The sequence below is a fragment of the Halobacteriovorax sp. BALOs_7 genome (assembly GCF_003612895.1).
Lineage (GTDB): Bacteria > Bdellovibrionota > Bacteriovoracia > Bacteriovoracales > Bacteriovoracaceae > Halobacteriovorax_A > Halobacteriovorax_A vibrionivorans.
In genome coordinates this window covers 2334848-2350968 of record NZ_CP027772.1, presented here as the reverse complement: position 1 = coordinate 2350968, position 16121 = coordinate 2334848, and the positions used below count along the sequence as shown (strand labels likewise).

The window sequence follows — 16121 nt, the reverse complement described above, 5'->3', positions numbered from 1 at the left end:
ACTCATTGCATATCTTTTCATGGTCGATAATTTCATTATGAAAAAACAAGAGTTTGAATTAGAAATTGAAAAGTTGTGTGAACAAATCTTCTTTAACGAAAAATTATTAGAGTTTATCAATGTTCACAACTCCTACATCTTACAATTTGCAAAGGCATTAAGGCAGTCTTTAGATTGTGAAGTCATAAGAGGGGGTCCTGATACGGGAATTTTTGGAAGCCTTCACATGCATACTCTAAAGAATATCAATTGGATTGAAATCTATGCTGGAACAAAGGCCTTAATTGAAATAAAGAACGTTTTTGGACACAAGAGGTACCTAACGATTAGTGCATCTAAATTATCCAATATGGTCAATATGTCTTCAGACTCTGGCTATAGCTTACTTCTTAATGATGTTATGAGCACTGGCTTTTTGGCCGGTATTGAATTTGATTTTCTTCGTTATAAGAAGAGATCTTCTATTACAATTTCCAAATCTCGATCGCGGGCCGCCCAAGAATATGGTGGTACGATCCTTGAGAATGTTAAATTAATCCATAATTTAAGTACTGGTAATACAAAGTCTTTTGAAGACAAGCCTGATCTCAAATACAACTTGATAAGCTTGGCCATTGAATACCATCATTATAATATGATCCTAAATACAGAAGGTACGGGAAAAGATGCAACAGTTCGAAAGATTTATTTATCCCGTGGCTCAAATCTCAGTGATTACTTTGAAAAAGAGGGCTCATTGGATATCTTTCATTTAGATGTGAAAGGAAGTCCATTATTCAATGACAACATGGGCCTAGATCCCTTAGATGGTATTTATCTAAGTTGGAAACCTCATATTATTGATGTCTATCTATTAGAAGAAGCACAGAAACATCCTCGTTTCCCTCAACTTGGAGAGGATATTAGGCAAGATCAAGAAAGTGGAGATGGGGAAGAGGCCGCTTAAGCTAGATTCTACTTTTCTAAAATTGAACTTCATAGTAGATTGAACAAAACTTGAATGAGGAAGGTTTATGAATCAATCACGTGTCGATCATATTGAGCCAAAATTAGTTTGGTCAAATTTTCAAAAATTATTAGATACTCCAAGACCAAGTTATCATGAAGAAGCTGTTCAAACTCTTCTTATGCTCTTTGGAAAAAGCCTTGGGCTAGAAACATACCGCGACGATGTAAATAATGTAATTATCAAAAAACCTGGACAACATGGAGGAGAGAAATCAGCTCCTGTTATTCTTCAGGGACATCTTGATATGGTTGCTCAAAAAAACGAGGGGAACCCACATGATTTTAAAAATGATCCAATTACAACAATTATCGATGGAGATTGGATACATGCAAATGGAACAACTTTAGGTGCTGACAATGGTATTGGTTGTGCTTTTGCTATGGGATTACTTGAGAGTAAAGATCTTCCACACCCTCCTTTAGAATGTGTCTTTACGGCTTGTGAAGAAGCAGGAATGCACGGAGCGATCGGACTAAAAGGGCACCACTTTGAAGGAAAAGTGATGCTAAACCTTGATACTGAGGAAGAAGATGAGCTAATCATCGGTTGTGCTGGTGGAGTTGATCTTATCTTTGAAAAAGAATTCTCTACACAAGAAGTAAAGACTGAGCTTTACCAATTGGTTATAAAAGGTCTTAAAGGTGGACACTCTGGAATTGATATTCATACTGAAAGATTAAGTGCCAATAAATTAATTCCTCAGGCTTTGGAAGGCGTTGAGTTAAATCTTATTTCAATAAAAGGTGGAACACTTCGAAATGCAATTGCTCGTGAGGCATTTATTGAGTTTAGTGCCACTGAAGAAGAAGTCGCTAAGTTAAGAGGTAAACTTGAAGAGTTATATCTTAAACACTCTAGCATTGAAGCAAATATAAATTTTGAAGTTAATAAAATTGAAGCTGAAAGTAAAAAAGGCCTATCGATAGAAGATTCAAATAAAATTGTCGCAGCAATAAAGAATTGTTTCCATGGCGTGAAGGCCTGGGATCAAAACTTTAAGGGTGTTGTTGAAACATCAACAAATCTTGGGGTGATTACGCTAGAAGATGGAAACTTTGCGATGGCAAATCTAATTAGAAGCTCTAATGAAAGTGCAAGAGATGCATTTGCTCAAGAAATGATTGATGCACAAAAAGATCTTCAAGCAAAAGCAAAGCTTGAAGGAGCTTATCCTGGTTGGAAACCTAATCCAGACTCAAAAATTCTAACCATTACAAATGAAGTATATAAAGATTTAAGAGGAAGTGAGCCAAAAATCTCTTCAATCCATGCTGGGCTAGAATGTGGTATTTTATCAAAAGCAATGCCTGATGTGGATATGATTAGTTTTGGACCTAATATTACAGGTGCACATTCACCTGATGAGCAAGTTTCAATTTCTTCAGTTGAAAAAACTTGGGTACTTTTCCTAGAAGTAATTAAGAGGCTTATCTGATGGTTGCTATCGCTTTAAAAAATAACTTAACGACAATACTTGTCTATTTAATTGTTGTTCAAATACCGATGCTTATCGTTTATTACTTTGCTGATGAGCTAGGTATTTCAAATTTATGGCTTTATTTTATTTGCTTAATTATCGGGTTAAGGATTGCATTCTTTAAAGATGATTATTTTAAAAAGCGCGTTGAAGGAGGCCTATTTAAACAGCTCCAATCAAAGTTTAAAAAATCTCCTTCAAAAAGTGAAATCGTTAAAGCATTAAATATGACGATGAGTTTTAGAGACGCAATATTCTTTGGCAACTTAATCCTCCTTCTTATCCTTACTGCATTGTTTAACCAATTTTAACTTATAATATTTAGATAGAGCGTCGAAACAGTTATTGTGAAACTGTCTTTGACGCTATTTATATTATTATTTGTAAGCCTATTAATTCACTCCTGTCGTGATGTTCGTCGAGATATAAGCTCAATTGATGAGCTCTTTCTTGGAGAAGCGCATACCTTTAGTGCAAAGATCACAACTCTTAGAAATAATGGTAAGCGAATCACTATATCAGGAGGGTGTGAAAACGGTGCAAAAGTCTCTTTCTCTTCAGAGTTCTTAGTAAGAGGAGATTCAAAAACAGTAGATTGTGAAGATGGGCTTTATGAGAAGAAGCTCTTCTTTCAGGATGATATTGAAGGACGGATGTGGGTTCAGGTTAGGCATTTAAATCAAAGTATTGATGTACTTGTCCCTTTTGTTGATACAAAAAAACCAAGTCGTGTCATTTTAACATCTCCTGTTCCTGGCTATCGTTATGGAAATAGTATCTTCTTTTCAGGTCGATGCGAGCCAGGTGCAAAAGTTTTTATAAGAAGCTCTTATCTTGATAGTGTTCTTCGAACTGTTGGTTGTGCTAATGGTGTGTTTATTTCTTCAGTGTATTTAAAAGATAGTATTGCAGATGAAAGTCAGATCATTTTCTCTCTGTATCAAGTGGATCCTTACGGAAATAGTTCCTCGCCAATAAGAATAAATGTTGAATACCAAAATATTATGAATTCGATTACTTTAGATGAACAAATGATACCACTTAGTGATGAAGAAGCATCGATAAGTGGTAGCTGTGGTGAATTTGATTTTATAAGTATCGAAGGAGAGCAAGTTGCTTGTGATAATAAAAGATTTAAATACGTCTTTGATAAGTACTTGGTAGGGCAGGGGAAGAATAGGTCGTTTAGAATAGTTGTCGTTGAGGGACTTAAAACTAACGGGGCCCGCTCAAATGCAAAAATTGCCATTGTCTATAATCAATTATTTGAAACTAATCCGAGATTTTATTCTCCCACGGGAACTTACGATATACGTGAACGTAAAAAACTGGTTGTAAGTGGGACTTGTGGGAAAACCTATTTCAAAGGAAGTGTTAGGCTTTATACAGCGAAAAATCCAAATATATTAAACAGTGGTGAAACAATTCCATTGAATTTTGATGGGAGTTTTTATGTTAGGAGTAATGAGTTCAGTTTAAAAGGAGAGGAGAGGATATATGCTGAATGCAGAGACTTTTATATAAAATACAAGACTAATAATTTCTATACTGATTTTAACTTTGTGGATACTTCAGATATTAATCGATTTAAAAAAGACTTATTCTTTGAGACTCCTACGATCTCACTTACTGGTAATTGTTTGAGAAAAGGACGAGTCGTTATTACCAATACAAGAGATGGTAAGACCATGAAGAGTGACTGTGTTGGAGGAGAGGTCCAATTTATTTTTGAATCTAGTCGCTTATGGGGGAAGGATGTATTTGAAGTATACGAAGAAGATGTTTTTGAAGACTTAAAGAGTGAGAAACAACTCTTTACGATCAATTATAATATTTTCCCAAATTATCCTTCTCGATTATATATTGAAGCACCATCTCCTCTATGGGGTTCTCTTTATCATGACGTAATTTTATATTGGAATTATGAGCCTGGTGATGTCGGTGGTGAGACTGATTATGGTATTTATTCTAGAGATAGTTATATACAAGCTCAGTGGAAAGCAATTCCAAGGGGAACGAGAAATATTGTTATAAGAGGACGCGATTTAGTTAAGCTAGGTTATGAAGAGTGTAGTCAAGTCCAGTTATTTTTAAAAGTGCAAAATCGTAATAAAGATCGTGCTGTCATTGTTGAGTCGAAAGGATTTTATTTTGACTTTACCCCACCGCAACCGATTGAGGTTTTAGATGTCGACTATTCACCTTTATTTAAAAAAATGTTACCGGAATTTAAAATTTCTGAAGTCGATGACAATTGTAGTGATTATATTAAAAATGATTGGTTAAAAGGCATTCAATGGTATGAAGTAAGACTTTATAAAATTGATCTTATTAAAAGTAATATTGATTTAATTGATGAAATGTTTCTGTTTGAATTATCCGATATTAATAAAGCACAAAGAGTTTTTGATTTAAAAGGTGTTTATCAAATTGGGATTGTCGCTGTTGATATGGGCCTAAATCGTTCTAAAGAATATCGTTCAATTATGTTCTCATGGAATTAGAGAAATAAGAGGGCACGGAGGCCCTCGTTTTATATAACTTAATAATGCCAAGGAAATTGAGAGAAATCCTGATCACGTTTTTCAACGAAAGCATCGCGGCCTTCTTTTGCCTCTTCTGTTCCGTAGGCAAGTCTTGTTGCCTCACCGGCAAAGAGTTGCTGACCAACTAAACCATCATCAAGAAGATTGAATCCAAATTTAAGCATACGCATTGCTGTTGGAGATTTCGAATTCATTTCTTTTGCCCACTCAAGTGAAACTTTTTCAAGTTCAGCATGTGGAACAACTTTATTTACCATTCCCATTTGGAATGCTTCTTCAGCACTGTAGTTAAATCCACAGAAGAAAATTTCTCGTGCACGCTTTTGTCCACACTGACGTGCAAGATAAGCAGATCCATAACCTGAATCAAAAGAAGCAACATCTGGATCAGTTTGTTTAAAGATTGCATGCTCTTTAGAAGCAATTGTCATATCACAAACAACATGAAGTGAGTGTCCACCACCTACTGCCCAGCCAGGGACTACGGCCACTACAACCTTAGGCATAAAACGGATGAGTCTTTGTACTTCAAGGATGTGAAGTCTACCTAATTTGGCCGGATCAGGAGTTCCATCACCATCAACATATTTATAACCATCTTTACCTCTGATTCTCTGGTCTCCACCTGAGCAGAACGCCCATCCACCATCTTTTGGTGAAGGTCCGTTTCCAGTAATCAGTACAACACCTACATCACTCCACATTCTTGCGTGATCAAGAGCTCGATAGAGCTCATCCACTGTTTGTGGTCTAAATGCGTTGCGGCATTCTGGGCGATTGAAAGCAATTCTCACTGTCCCTTGGTCGACAGCACGATGATAAGTAATATCTTTGAAGTCGAAACCTTCAACTTCTTTCCAAGCACTTGCGTCAAAAATATCTGAAACCATTTTGATCTCCTTTTTGCTCAATATAAAATGACTGAGTTAAAGTGTCATTCATAACTTTATATGCGGCCCGTCTAAACATATTGTTTCTAATGCGCTCAAATAGAGATATGAAAAAACTAATACTAGCTCTATTTTTTATTCTTTCTGCAGGCTTCGTCTTTGCAGAAGTAACTGTAACTATTGATGGCCAGAGATACTTTTGCTCTGTAGATGGAAGGCCACCACAAGATCGTGAATGGAGATGTGTCCCTCATTGTACTAGAAGAAGCTTTGATGGGGATTGCATGCGTTACGGACAGGATTATTGTGGTTATGATGCGACTTGTATTAAGCGTTGTGAAAGACGTGATACAAGTGGTGATTGTATGAGATATGGCGATGATATCTGCCGTTCAGAACAATAATAAGAAATAGTACCGTTATTTAACTCTTTTTATTTCTTCAACTTTTATATGAAAGTGGGATGTTTCTGTCTCTGTTTCACCACTTATTAAAAAGATTGTGTCGCGATTATAGCTAGTATCTTCCCCAAGTAAGCTTGGGTTCATTTTTACTAGTAATAATCCGAAGCTATCTTGTATTAAATAGAAGTCATTTTTTAGAGATTTAAATATTGTACCTTGAATACGAACATTTTTTTTGTCACTTGGTGATCGACGAAGTTCACTAGTTTTATAAATACTCCCTTCTTCTTTTCCTAGATAGAGTCCTGGGCTTGAGCAACCAAGAAGGGTGGTGAATAGAAATAATTGAAAGTATTTTGCCATGGATAAATTGTATTTAATATTTCCCGCTTTGACTATAGAAGTTAGTCGGCCCATAATTAAGGAATGGAAATGATTCAAAAGATAATTATTTGTACTTTATTGATAACAACATCTTACGCCGACTTTAACGGCCGTTGGAGTGGTGAAGGCTTTGCAAAGACAGCCTCTGCTTCAAGCCCATGTGAAAATGTGTATTTTCGACTTTCTCTTTCTCAAGAAAAATTTAAAATTCAAGATGGTGGATATAACTGTAGTGGATTAAGTGCTGAGTATCCATATTCTGTCTTTACGATTCAAGGAAGCGACCTAATTTATAAAGGTGAAATCTCTGGTCGCATTAGTGATAATGAGATAGAAATATTTTCAATAGAAGATGGCTTTCAATTACTTTTTACAAAAATTGATAATCAAACAATTAAAGTAGAGGAAAGATGGCAAGATGGTGATGATTTTCTCGTAATCAATTCATCTTTAGAATTAATTAAATAAGAAGGTTTTGTGATTAAAAATAATATGGTTTCTGGCTTTAGCTTTATCAAGCACGGGCTTACTCTTGAATATCCAATTTTAGAAAGTGTTCAAAGTATAGATCCACTCTGTGATGAGGTGGTTATTAATGTTGGTTTTGAAACTCCTGAGTGTGACAAAGATGACGGAACTTATGAATACCTTAGAGATAATCTTACAGGAGAGCGATATAAGTTTATTAAGTCATGGTGGGACCCATCAATAATGAGTCGTGGACTTATTCTTTCTCAACAAACTAATATTGCAATGGAAGCTTGTAAGGGCTCAATCGGCCAATATATTCAAGGTGATGAGGCCATTCATGAAGATGACCTTTCTTTAATTGAAGAAGGAATTAGAAAAATGGTTGATCGTAAAGAAATCGAAGGACTTCTTTACAATTATACTCATTTTTTTGGAAATACTGATCTTTATAAATTTGATCCTCATTCATATCGTAAAGAAGTGAGAACTGTTAAGCTTGGAATAGGGCTTGAGAGCTATCTTGATGCTCAAGGGTTTCGTTTTTCAGATGGCAGAAAGCCGAGTGCAATAGAGACTGGTGCTCGTATTTTCCACTATGGATGGGCCAGAAAAGAGAATGCGATGTCTGATAAAAAGCGTGCATTTGAAAAGCTTTATTTTGGAAAAGATCATGAATCTGAAGAGTATACATATGATCGAATTTTTGGGCTTAGAAAATTTGAAGGAACACACCCCGCATTACTAAAGTCTTGGATTGAAAAAAATCATAATGATGTAACATTTGAACAATTAAATGATCCACGTATCTTTGCTAATTTTAAGAATTGGATTCGTTTAATGGTAGAAGAATATACCGGCCATATGATAGGTGAGTTTCGAAACTATAAAAAGATTAAGTAAGTTAAGCTGCTTTTTTATAATTATCGAGTTTTTCTTGGGCCTCCATAAATTCTTCAAATTCTCTGCGTAGAGTTGCATCAGTCATTCCGTCTGAAATTAAGTCAAAGGCAAAGTGAAAGAACTCTCTCCAGTTATTTTCTAATTCTTGATTCCAATTATTTAAATGATATGTCTCTAGAGCTTCGAGAAAAGCTTGCTCAAAAACAGGAAAATAGACTTCTGAAATATCAACTTTAAATTGGTATTCTCCAAGACCTCGCAGATAGTATTTCAAATAACTAGGTTGGTTCAGATTTTTCACCGCAATAGTCATGGCACGAGATGCAAGGGCATTGAGGTTTTCAAAATCAACATGACGAAAAAGCTTTTGCATATCTGGCTCGATAATGAAGACATTATCAAAGAATGTACGCCAGAAATTCGTTAGGTTAGGCTCGATACGATAAAAGGACTCTTTAATTGCTTGTGTGTCAAATCGATAATTTATGACCATTTTCAATTCCCATTTGCTGTTACTATCTAGCTAGCGCATCGTATCTCTAGTAAATGATCATGATTTAATTTTTCTTAAGATTGAGTTGAGTCTATTATTTACAGATTGTATGAGATACGAGAATCTAAGCTAAGCATAGGACATCATGAAAATACTAGAAGTTAATGATTTAACATATAATTTTGATCGTAAGTCGATCTGCCAATTTGATAAAATCTCTTTTGATTTACATAAAGGAGAGGTTTTAACTCTTTTAGGTCCTTCGGGGACAGGAAAGACTACTTTATTTAATATCCTCTGCGATAGGTTAACTCCGCTTTCTGGAGAGGTAAAAAAAAGTCATGACCTAAAAATTGAGATTGTTTCTGGTGTTGATGGCCTTAATTGGGATAAGACAGTATTCGAAAATATTGAAGATCATCTCTTATTAGATAATCCTGAAGCGGACTCTAATCGAGTTAGAGATATGATTGAGATTTTTGGCCTTGAATATAAGGACCATAAACGTTTAGATGAATTATCTGCGGGACAACTACAAAGGCTTTTATTTGCTCGTTCAATGGTTATCTCGCCAGATGTACTTCTCTTAGATGAGCCATTTTCAAATATTGATGAGTTTTTAAAAGCGACTTTATGTCATGAAATATTTGAAATTTTTAAAGAGAACGAGATTTCCTTAATTTTCATTACCCATAATTTGAAAGAAGCTTACTCTTTAAGTGATCGTTTGATGTACTTAAGTGGAGCTAAACTTCAGGTATATAATAATCCTTACGATTTTTACCGAAGACCTCTTACTATCGATGCTGCTCGTTTTGGCGGGCTCGTCAATCTCGTTGCTGGGCCTGTTACTGGGCGAGCGGATAAGAGTTTAACTCTTAAAAATGACTTCGGTCAATTTGAGGTCATTGATGATATTGGTATTTCTAATCAATTTGCTTACCTTGCTTTTCGTCCTAAACATTTGAAAGTAACTCCTGATGGTGACATAAAGGGACGTATTAAAGTCATTCGCCGTTTTGGTGAATTTGATATTTTAGAAGTGGCATCGACAAATTCTAAAATTCTACGTGTACAAGTTGATGATGCAAGTAGCTTCCAAGTAGGACAGCAACTATCCCTATCAATTGATGTGGCCAATTCTTTCCTTTTACCAGTTTAGGAAAAACTTAACCAAATCTTGTCTTCGCTGCAATTAAAAGCTCCCATAAAATATTGTGAATATATTTTACTTGGGAGCGGATCATGAAATTCTTAATTATAGGCTTTTGTATTATTCTCTCGATACTTGCATTTGCAGGAGATATTAATACTAAAAAGAGCTTCATTAAATGGCACGCTACTAAAGTCGGTGGAGAGCATTGGGGCCATATCAAATTTAAGGATGGTAATATCCAAACTAATGATAAAGGAGAGCCGATAAAAGCTTCCTTTACTGTTGATATGAGTACAATCGATGTACGTGATTTAGAGGGTGAGTGGAAAGAAAAATTAGAAAATCACTTAAGAACAGGCGACTTCTTTGAGATTTCAAAATATCCAACAGCGACAATGGAGACTTCAAATATAAAAAAGATTGGAGATAATAAATATCGTGTGAAGGGAAACTTCAAAATCAAGAATAAGATTCAGCCTATAACTTTTGATATGACCTATAATGGTAAGCTTGCCAGTGGAAGTTTAAGCTTTGATCGAACAAAGTTTGGAATTATGTACCGTTCAACTTTACTCGGCACGTTAGGAGATAAGGTCATTCACGATAAGGTTGATTTAGAGTTTAAGGTTCAATAACGACTTTACAAAAACTTGACGCAGTTATCATAATAAAAGTGTGCATGGATCTGGGATCTATGCTACTTTAGCCTCATATGAAGGCTGGAACTATAAAATATGCATTTTTTGAAAAGGATCACTACTTAATTCCCATTACGAGAAGAAGTAAGAATCCTATTGCTGACTATAAGAAAGAATTAGTTGAAAAATCAATTGAGAAAGAATTAAATCTCAAGGTGAAGCATATTAGCTCTAAGTCAATGATTGAAAAAGGTGACAAGAAGCTAAATTAATTGCTTCTCCTTAGGTATCTCAACTGTCACAAAATTTCCACTTCTCCACGGATCATCAAAACTTAACTTACTAGCAACTAATTGCAGTCCGATATCGTTTCCGTTTCCTTTCCCATAGCGTGGATCTCCCATGACTGGAAAACCAAGTTCAGTAAATTGAATACGAATCTGGTGCTTGCGTCCCGTAATAAGTTTAACTTCAACAATGGAAGTTTTCTCTAGCTTCTTTTTAACAGTATATTCTAAGATGGCCTCTTTTCCATCGATAACACTTTCAAGTCTCTTTGACTCTGGAGGATGGCCTTTTACTTCAGCTTGATAAGTCTTTTCAATCTTATGATCTTTAATTTGTTGAGAAAATGCTCTTGCTCCTTTCTTTGTGTAAGCAATAATCATGACACCTGAAGTTTCTTTATCGAGGCGGTGAATGAGAAAAGGCTCGCGTCCCATACGCTTATGAAGCTCTCTTAAAATTGTGTAGCTATCACCATACTTTGTCCCTTGGCATAAAACGCCAACAGGTTTGTAGTAAACACCATAGTGATGAGTTTCGTGAAGGCATTTAAGCTCACTCATATCTTGTTCTTGAATATTGAGATCAACAAAGAGTTTGATGGTTTGACCACGCTTTACTTCATACTTGGCCTTGCGAATACGCTCTGGCTTTGCTGACTTTGTCCAACAAGCACCTTGTTTCATAAGATTTTTAATTTTTATCTTTGATAATTCAATATTTGATTTTTCACATTTTGATGCGAGAAGATCAACTGCACTCATATCTGTATGGGCCTTGGCCGTTACGGTAAATTTATTAGTCATATCTATTTCTTATCCATTATAAAAAGGGCAGCCGCTGCATCCACTTTGGCAACAATCGTTAATATCCGCATCTTCATCGACTCTCAAATTAGGTGAGACGAGTGAAAGACTATAGGTTTTTAGTCCTCTTACCATACCGATGAAAGTAAAGAGGTCTGGATTTTCGAGGGGAGTTTGCATTGTTCCAAGATTTAGTGAAAGGGCAAGGTGATGAGCTATTGAGCGCGTATCACAAAGGATATTAAACTGCGCTGAACTCTCTTCATTTAGAGTCACGATGAATTTTTCACTATAGGAGTCGATGATATATTCTTTCATTAGCTTCCAATTGATGGCCAAATATTGTAATTTAATCTTATGTACTACGACTTTCCAATTCAATATGATGAACCTGTTTTTAGGCCACCTTCTGAAGGTCGCTCCCTTCTTATACAACAAACCATTGGCTGCTCCAATAATAAATGTACTTATTGCAATATGTACCGTTCAAAAACCTATAAAGAGCGAAACCCGTCCGAGGTCGTGGAGGATATTCGCAAGGCCGGTGCCTATTATCGCCGCTTTGAAATGCGTCCATCTAAAGTATTTTTATGTGATGGCGACGCTCTTGGTGCTCCTACAGAGGATATCTATAAGAGTTTACTGGCAATTAGGGAAGAATTTGGGGATATACGAGTGGGCGTTTATGCCACAGCTCAAAATATGCTGGATAAAACAGATGAGGAGCTACGTTTTCTTAAGGAAGCTGGACTTGGGATCTGCTACCTCGGAATGGAGAGTGGGTGCGATAAAGTTCTTCATATGACCGTAAAAGGCAATACGGCCCAAGATATGATTGATGGCTCATTGAAAGTAATGGCCGCTGGTATGAAGTTATCAGTTATTGCCATGCTAGGGCTTGGTGGAAAGAAGCATACCCAAACGCATGTGGTAGAGACGGCTAAGGTTCTGTCTAAAATTTCTCCTGATTATCTCTCGTTTCTCACAACTATGGCCGTTGAAGGAACGCCATATCATCGAATGGTGACACGAGGCTTTGAGATGCTTACGACAAAAGAAATTCTCGGTGAAATGCACGATATTTTAAGTGGAATTCAGGCAAGTCGTGAGATTTTACTTCGAATTAACCATGTTTCTAATATGTATCCTATTGGAGGAAGCCTGCCACAAGACCAGGCAACGATAATTCAACAAGTTAAGCAGTGGTACGATGAAGCTCCTGTGGGAACTTATCCACCAAAACCTTCACATATGTAGGAATTCGCAGTATAAAAAGCTCATGTTTGAAATGACTCAAGACCAATTCACAATCGCTTTTATTATTCTATCTGTTCTGATCTTTATACTTTCGATTGGAGTGGGCTTCTTTTATATAAAATTAAAAGAGGAAACTCGAAAGAGAATTGCTGAACACGATAAGATGGAAGCAAGAGAAAAAGAACGTCAGGCTTTTGTTCGCGATAGCCTTATTACAATTGCACGTGCCTTTGTGCAAAAGCAGTGTGAGGCCAGTGAAGCTTGTATCAGAATTAGAATGCTAATTGATCGCGTTGACTTCGTTGAAAACACAGACTTTCCAGTTATCTTTTCAATGTATGAAGAGATCAAACACTTTGATACTCATCAAGCAAGAAAAGACCTTTCAAAACAAGAGCGTTTCAACCAAGATAAACAGCGATTTGCCATTGAAGACAAACATATGGATAATTTAGTTATTGAATGTGAAAAGTTAATAACTAATTTATCGGCCAATTAATGCAATATTACGTCCACAATCTGAATCCAATCGCTATTGATTTTCTAGGAATAAAAATTGCATGGTATTGGCTGGCCTATTTCCTTGGCTACTTCTGGACACTCTATTTTGGAAAATATTTAATCACAAAAGAAAAACTCAATATTAGTTTTACTCATTACTTAAACTATCTCTTTGTAGGCTTCTTCGTCATGCTGGCCGGAGGGAAGATATTCTATATTCTCTTTTATAATTTCTCCTATTATGCAGCTGACTTAAAAAGAGTTTTTTATTTTTGGCAGGGGGGAATGAGTTTTCATGGAGCCTTGATAGGTGGTGCTCTATGGACTTTCTATTACGCTAAGAAACACGGCTTAAAATTTCTAGAGTTAACAGACATTGTAGTAACTGGTGTAGGTATTGGAATTATGCTTGGCCGTATTGCAAATTTCATTAATGGAGAACTGGCCGGGAGAGTTACTGATGTTTCTTGGGCGGTGATATTTCCAAAGCTCTATGATATGAGTCCACGCCATCCTTCACAACTTTATGAAGCTCTCCTAGAAGGTCTTGTCCTATTTATTATTCTCTTTGCTTGTAAGAAGAATTTAAAAAGGCCAGGACTAAACTCTGGCCTATTTCTGATTATCTATGGAATTTCTCGTTTTATCGTTGAGTTTTTTCGAACACCGGACCCTCAAATTGGTCTCTTCTTCGATTTATTCTCAGTAGGGCAATTCTATTGTGCAGTGATGATCCTATTTGGAATAGGAATTATTTCTTTGCCTTCTCGTTAATAGCATTTTCATATTGCTTTAGAAGTTCAGGATCAACTTCTGTTGGTGTAATTTTTCTAAAACTCTTACGAGCATTAATCATATTATCACACCTGTGAACGGCACCGTCCCCCTCAACTGGAACGTTTTTACGCCCATCTTTCATCCATGTAATTTCTTTTCCACAATAACGACATGATGCCATGAGTAACTCCCTGATTATAAAGCAATTTAGAGTGTTAATTTTAGTCTTTTTGGGTTATTCTAACAACCATAAAAAACATCCGGAGTGCATAGTGTTAGATATAAAATTTATCAGAGAAAACGTTGATCTAGTAAAAGAGGTTATTGCTAATAAAGGTGTTGGCCTTGATCTTGATGAATTATTAACAATTGATGGAAAACTCTCTGAACTAAAAACTAAACAACAAGAATTGCAAGAGAAGAGAAATGCTCACTCAAAGCTAATTCCTAAAGCATCCAATGAAGACAGACCAAAACTTATTGCTGAAGGTAAAGAAATCGCCGCTCAGCTTAAGGAAATGAATCCTGAAATAAGTGAACTTGAAGAAAAATTTAAGACGTTAATGTACTTAACTCCAATGCCTCCATCTAAAGATGCGCCAATTGGAAAAGACGATACTGAAAATGTTATTTCTCGAGTTGAAGGAGAGAAGCCAAACTTCTCATTCACACCAAGACACCACGTTGATATTTTAGAGATGAACGAATGGGCAGAGTTTAAAAATATCGCAAAAGTTTGCGGGTCTCGCTCTTACTCTTTAAGAAATGATATGGTTCTTCTAGAGATGGCCATGCACCGTATGGCACTTGATATGCTAATTGAGAAGGGATTCACTCTTGTGTCTTCACCTTCAATGGCAAGGGAAGATGCTCTCTATGGAACAGGTCACTTTCCAACAGGAAGAGAAGACGCTTACTATATTCCAGATCATGATATTTACTTATCGGGAACTGCTGAAGTTCAACTAAATAGTCTTCACGGTGGAGAAATCCTAAGCGAAGCAGACCTGCCAATTCTCTATGCTGGATTCTCGCCATGCTTTAGAGGTGAGGCCGGAAGTTATGGAAAGGATGTAAAAGGTTTAATCCGTGTTCACCAATTCCAAAAAACAGAACAATTTATTATCTGTAAAGGAGAAGAGGCTGAGTCTGAAAAATGGCACAACGCCCTTCTTGAAACAGCTGAAGAATTTTGTAAACATCTAGAGCTTCCTTACCAAATTCTCGAAGTTTGTACTGGAGATATGGGAGCAGGGAAGTATCGTATGTTCGATATTGAATGCTGGGTACCAAGTGAAGAGAAGTATCGTGAGACTCACTCATGTTCTGCACTTCACGACTGGCAATCAAGAAGAACAAATACTCGTTATAGAGATGCTGATGGAAACGTAAAGCATGTTTATACTCTAAATAATACAATGGTTGCGACTCCAAGAATCTTGGTACCATTTATTGAAAACCACCAACAAGAAGATGGATCTGTTTATATTCCAGAAAAACTTCGTATGTATATGGGTGGGAAAGAGTTCCTAAAAGGTAGAAGTAATAAATAATAGATATTAAGGGAGGATAAGGCTTAGCGTTTGAATCCCTTGATGTGCACTTGAAAGTTTTAGTTCACAACCATGAGACTTTGTCATGGATTGAGCAAGCCCAATCATATTACTATTTGTCGTTAACATCTCGCCCTTAAGAATCTTAACGCCACGTTTTTTAGCTTCAACTATAAGTAGAGAAAGAAGTTCTTTTCCAACTCCCATTCCTTGAAATTTATCAATAATAGTTATAGCGAATTCAGCTTCTTCATGATTTTCTCGGAAAATATCAAAGCGAGCGATTCCCATAGGATGAATAGGTGATGTTGCTGTGATTGCACCAATTGCGTAGTGAAACCTCTTATCATATTCAGTCAGGCTTATAAGTTCTTTGCCTGTTAGGCCTTTCTTAGCAGCAAAAAAGCGATGGTAAATAGATTTAGGTTGCATTTCCTTGATGCCTTCAAGGATGAGTTTCTTGTCAGAAGCCGAAACTTCACGAATTAGGGCCTTATGTCCTTTAAAATCGTAAATATGTTCTAACGATACTGCTTCCACATTGAAATCATAGCACAGCTTCTCTTTTCAAGTA

21 protein-coding genes are annotated in these 16121 nt (G+C 36.3%); 14 read left to right on the top strand and 7 right to left on the bottom strand.

Translation table 11 applies throughout. The features are described 5' to 3' along the window. Positions 1 to 37 precede the first annotated feature (37 nt). From BALOs_RS11235 to BALOs_RS11220, 4 genes are all read left to right on the top strand, one after another. Complete coding sequence (locus BALOs_RS11235) at positions 38 to 946, top strand: hypothetical protein (RefSeq protein WP_120405231.1); 909 nt, start codon at positions 38 to 40, stop codon at positions 944 to 946. Between the two features lie 67 nt (positions 947 to 1013). Beyond that, positions 1014 to 2444: an aminoacyl-histidine dipeptidase gene (locus BALOs_RS11230; RefSeq protein WP_114705308.1), complete on the top strand. Its 1431-nt coding sequence runs from the start codon at positions 1014 to 1016 to the stop codon at positions 2442 to 2444. Further along, entirely contained in the window at positions 2444 to 2797 is a 354-nt protein-coding gene (locus tag BALOs_RS11225; RefSeq protein ID WP_114705307.1) for a hypothetical protein, read from the top strand. Before BALOs_RS11230 ends, BALOs_RS11225 begins: the two co-directional genes overlap by 1 nt. A gap of 48 nt (positions 2798 to 2845) precedes the next feature. Then, a complete protein-coding gene (locus BALOs_RS11220; protein WP_120405230.1) occupies positions 2846 to 4990 on the top strand; it encodes a hypothetical protein in 2145 nt (714 codons plus the stop codon). A 38-nt stretch (positions 4991 to 5028) separates the two neighbouring features. On the opposite strand, the gene BALOs_RS11215 is transcribed toward BALOs_RS11220, so the two are convergent. Continuing rightward, positions 5029 to 5922: a 1,4-dihydroxy-2-naphthoyl-CoA synthase gene (locus BALOs_RS11215; protein WP_114705305.1), complete on the bottom strand. Its 894-nt coding sequence runs from the start codon at positions 5920 to 5922 to the stop codon at positions 5029 to 5031. Positions 5923 to 6029: 107 nt separating this feature from the next. Here BALOs_RS11215 and BALOs_RS11210 point away from each other — a divergent pair, with 107 nt between their 5' ends. Beyond that, positions 6030 to 6326, top strand: coding sequence for a hypothetical protein (locus BALOs_RS11210; protein ID WP_133296847.1), 297 nt, complete (start codon positions 6030 to 6032; stop codon positions 6324 to 6326). 15 nt (positions 6327 to 6341) lie between these two features. Here BALOs_RS11210 and BALOs_RS11205 read toward each other — a convergent pair whose 3' ends face one another. Next, positions 6342 to 6689 carry a hypothetical protein gene (locus BALOs_RS11205; RefSeq protein WP_114705303.1) on the bottom strand — a complete coding sequence of 116 codons (348 nt, stop codon included), beginning with the start codon at positions 6687 to 6689 and terminating at the stop codon, positions 6342 to 6344. A 69-nt stretch (positions 6690 to 6758) separates the two neighbouring features. On the opposite strand from BALOs_RS11205, the gene BALOs_RS11200 reads away from it, so the two are divergent. Together BALOs_RS11200 and BALOs_RS11195 are read left to right on the top strand one after the other, a co-directional pair. Further along, on the top strand, positions 6759 to 7178 hold the full coding sequence (locus BALOs_RS11200; RefSeq protein WP_114705302.1) for a hypothetical protein: 420 nt from the start codon (positions 6759 to 6761) through the stop codon (positions 7176 to 7178). A gap of 9 nt (positions 7179 to 7187) precedes the next feature. Next, a complete protein-coding gene (locus BALOs_RS11195) occupies positions 7188 to 8081 on the top strand; it encodes a hypothetical protein (protein ID WP_120405229.1) in 894 nt (297 codons plus the stop codon). Position 8082: 1 nt separating this feature from the next. Here the strand turns inward: BALOs_RS11195 and BALOs_RS11190 are convergent, their stop codons facing one another. Then, positions 8083 to 8574 carry a globin domain-containing protein gene (locus tag BALOs_RS11190; protein WP_114705300.1) on the bottom strand — a complete coding sequence of 164 codons (492 nt, stop codon included), beginning with the start codon at positions 8572 to 8574 and terminating at the stop codon, positions 8083 to 8085. Positions 8575 to 8719: 145 nt separating this feature from the next. On the opposite strand from BALOs_RS11190, the gene BALOs_RS11185 reads away from it, so the two are divergent. The 3 genes from BALOs_RS11185 to BALOs_RS11175 all read left to right on the top strand — a co-directional run bounded on the left by BALOs_RS11185 (position 8720) and on the right by BALOs_RS11175 (position 10640). Further along, on the top strand, positions 8720 to 9736 hold the full coding sequence (locus BALOs_RS11185; protein WP_120405228.1) for an ABC transporter ATP-binding protein: 1017 nt from the start codon (positions 8720 to 8722) through the stop codon (positions 9734 to 9736). 83 nt (positions 9737 to 9819) lie between these two features. Further along, complete coding sequence (locus tag BALOs_RS11180) at positions 9820 to 10365, top strand: YceI family protein (protein WP_120405227.1); 546 nt, start codon at positions 9820 to 9822, stop codon at positions 10363 to 10365. A gap of 77 nt (positions 10366 to 10442) precedes the next feature. Continuing rightward, positions 10443 to 10640, top strand: a complete 198-nt coding sequence (locus tag BALOs_RS11175; RefSeq protein ID WP_120405226.1) for a hypothetical protein — start codon at positions 10443 to 10445, stop codon at positions 10638 to 10640. Here BALOs_RS11175 and BALOs_RS11170 read toward each other — a convergent pair. Together BALOs_RS11170 and BALOs_RS11165 are read right to left on the bottom strand one after the other, a co-directional pair. After that, positions 10632 to 11459: an RluA family pseudouridine synthase gene (locus tag BALOs_RS11170; RefSeq protein WP_120405225.1), complete on the bottom strand. Its 828-nt coding sequence runs from the start codon at positions 11457 to 11459 to the stop codon at positions 10632 to 10634. The two genes, BALOs_RS11175 and BALOs_RS11170, sit on opposite strands and share 9 nt — an antisense overlap. A 9-nt stretch (positions 11460 to 11468) precedes the next feature. Next, positions 11469 to 11777, bottom strand: coding sequence for a hypothetical protein (locus BALOs_RS11165; protein WP_114705295.1), 309 nt, complete (start codon positions 11775 to 11777; stop codon positions 11469 to 11471). A gap of 39 nt (positions 11778 to 11816) precedes the next feature. On the opposite strand from BALOs_RS11165, the gene BALOs_RS11160 reads away from it, so the two are divergent. Genes BALOs_RS11160 through lgt form a run of 3 tightly spaced genes read left to right on the top strand, consistent with a single transcriptional unit; the run spans position 11817 to position 13991 of the window. Continuing rightward, positions 11817 to 12716, top strand: a complete 900-nt coding sequence (locus BALOs_RS11160; RefSeq protein ID WP_120405224.1) for a radical SAM protein — start codon at positions 11817 to 11819, stop codon at positions 12714 to 12716. A 22-nt stretch (positions 12717 to 12738) separates the two neighbouring features. Next, on the top strand, positions 12739 to 13215 hold the full coding sequence (locus BALOs_RS11155; protein ID WP_158536723.1) for a DUF2489 domain-containing protein: 477 nt from the start codon (positions 12739 to 12741) through the stop codon (positions 13213 to 13215). Then, on the top strand, positions 13215 to 13991 hold the full coding sequence (gene lgt, locus BALOs_RS11150) for a prolipoprotein diacylglyceryl transferase (protein WP_120405223.1): 777 nt from the start codon (positions 13215 to 13217) through the stop codon (positions 13989 to 13991). The genes BALOs_RS11155 and lgt overlap by 1 nt, the downstream gene beginning before the upstream one ends. Here lgt and BALOs_RS11145 read toward each other — a convergent pair. Continuing rightward, complete coding sequence (locus tag BALOs_RS11145; protein ID WP_114705291.1) at positions 13969 to 14175, bottom strand: hypothetical protein; 207 nt, start codon at positions 14173 to 14175, stop codon at positions 13969 to 13971. The genes lgt and BALOs_RS11145 overlap by 23 nt on opposite strands. A 91-nt stretch (positions 14176 to 14266) precedes the next feature. Here BALOs_RS11145 and serS point away from each other — a divergent pair, with 91 nt between their 5' ends. After that, on the top strand, positions 14267 to 15547 hold the full coding sequence (gene serS / locus BALOs_RS11140) for a serine--tRNA ligase (RefSeq protein WP_114705290.1): 1281 nt from the start codon (positions 14267 to 14269) through the stop codon (positions 15545 to 15547). A gap of 6 nt (positions 15548 to 15553) precedes the next feature. On the opposite strand, the gene BALOs_RS11135 is transcribed toward serS, so the two are convergent. Further along, positions 15554 to 16087 carry a GNAT family N-acetyltransferase gene (locus BALOs_RS11135; protein ID WP_114705289.1) on the bottom strand — a complete coding sequence of 178 codons (534 nt, stop codon included), beginning with the start codon at positions 16085 to 16087 and terminating at the stop codon, positions 15554 to 15556. Positions 16088 to 16121 lie beyond the last annotated feature (34 nt).

What these genes read in the sequence shown, in the direction of transcription:
- BALOs_RS11235 (WP_120405231.1), top strand. Translation starts at nt 38, where the DNA reads ATGAAAAAACAAGAGTTTGAATTAGAAATTGAAAAGTTGTGTGAACAA.
- BALOs_RS11230 (WP_114705308.1), top strand. Translation starts at nt 1,014, where the DNA reads ATGAATCAATCACGTGTCGATCATATTGAGCCAAAATTAGTTTGGTCA.
- BALOs_RS11225 (WP_114705307.1), top strand. Translation starts at nt 2,444, where the DNA reads ATGGTTGCTATCGCTTTAAAAAATAACTTAACGACAATACTTGTCTAT.
- BALOs_RS11215 (WP_114705305.1), bottom strand. Translation starts at nt 5,922, where the DNA reads ATGGTTTCAGATATTTTTGACGCAAGTGCTTGGAAAGAAGTTGAAGGT.
- BALOs_RS11210 (WP_133296847.1), top strand. Translation starts at nt 6,030, where the DNA reads ATGAAAAAACTAATACTAGCTCTATTTTTTATTCTTTCTGCAGGCTTC.
- BALOs_RS11205 (WP_114705303.1), bottom strand. Translation starts at nt 6,689, where the DNA reads ATGGCAAAATACTTTCAATTATTTCTATTCACCACCCTTCTTGGTTGC.
- BALOs_RS11200 (WP_114705302.1), top strand. Translation starts at nt 6,759, where the DNA reads ATGATTCAAAAGATAATTATTTGTACTTTATTGATAACAACATCTTAC.
- BALOs_RS11190 (WP_114705300.1), bottom strand. Translation starts at nt 8,574, where the DNA reads ATGGTCATAAATTATCGATTTGACACACAAGCAATTAAAGAGTCCTTT.
- BALOs_RS11185 (WP_120405228.1), top strand. Translation starts at nt 8,720, where the DNA reads ATGAAAATACTAGAAGTTAATGATTTAACATATAATTTTGATCGTAAG.
- BALOs_RS11180 (WP_120405227.1), top strand. Translation starts at nt 9,820, where the DNA reads ATGAAATTCTTAATTATAGGCTTTTGTATTATTCTCTCGATACTTGCA.
- BALOs_RS11175 (WP_120405226.1), top strand. Translation starts at nt 10,443, where the DNA reads ATGAAGGCTGGAACTATAAAATATGCATTTTTTGAAAAGGATCACTAC.
- BALOs_RS11170 (WP_120405225.1), bottom strand. Translation starts at nt 11,459, where the DNA reads ATGACTAATAAATTTACCGTAACGGCCAAGGCCCATACAGATATGAGT.
- BALOs_RS11165 (WP_114705295.1), bottom strand. Translation starts at nt 11,777, where the DNA reads ATGAAAGAATATATCATCGACTCCTATAGTGAAAAATTCATCGTGACT.
- BALOs_RS11160 (WP_120405224.1), top strand. Translation starts at nt 11,817, where the DNA reads ATGTACTACGACTTTCCAATTCAATATGATGAACCTGTTTTTAGGCCA.
- BALOs_RS11155 (WP_158536723.1), top strand. Translation starts at nt 12,739, where the DNA reads ATGTTTGAAATGACTCAAGACCAATTCACAATCGCTTTTATTATTCTA.
- lgt (WP_120405223.1), top strand. Translation starts at nt 13,215, where the DNA reads ATGCAATATTACGTCCACAATCTGAATCCAATCGCTATTGATTTTCTA.
- BALOs_RS11145 (WP_114705291.1), bottom strand. Translation starts at nt 14,175, where the DNA reads ATGGCATCATGTCGTTATTGTGGAAAAGAAATTACATGGATGAAAGAT.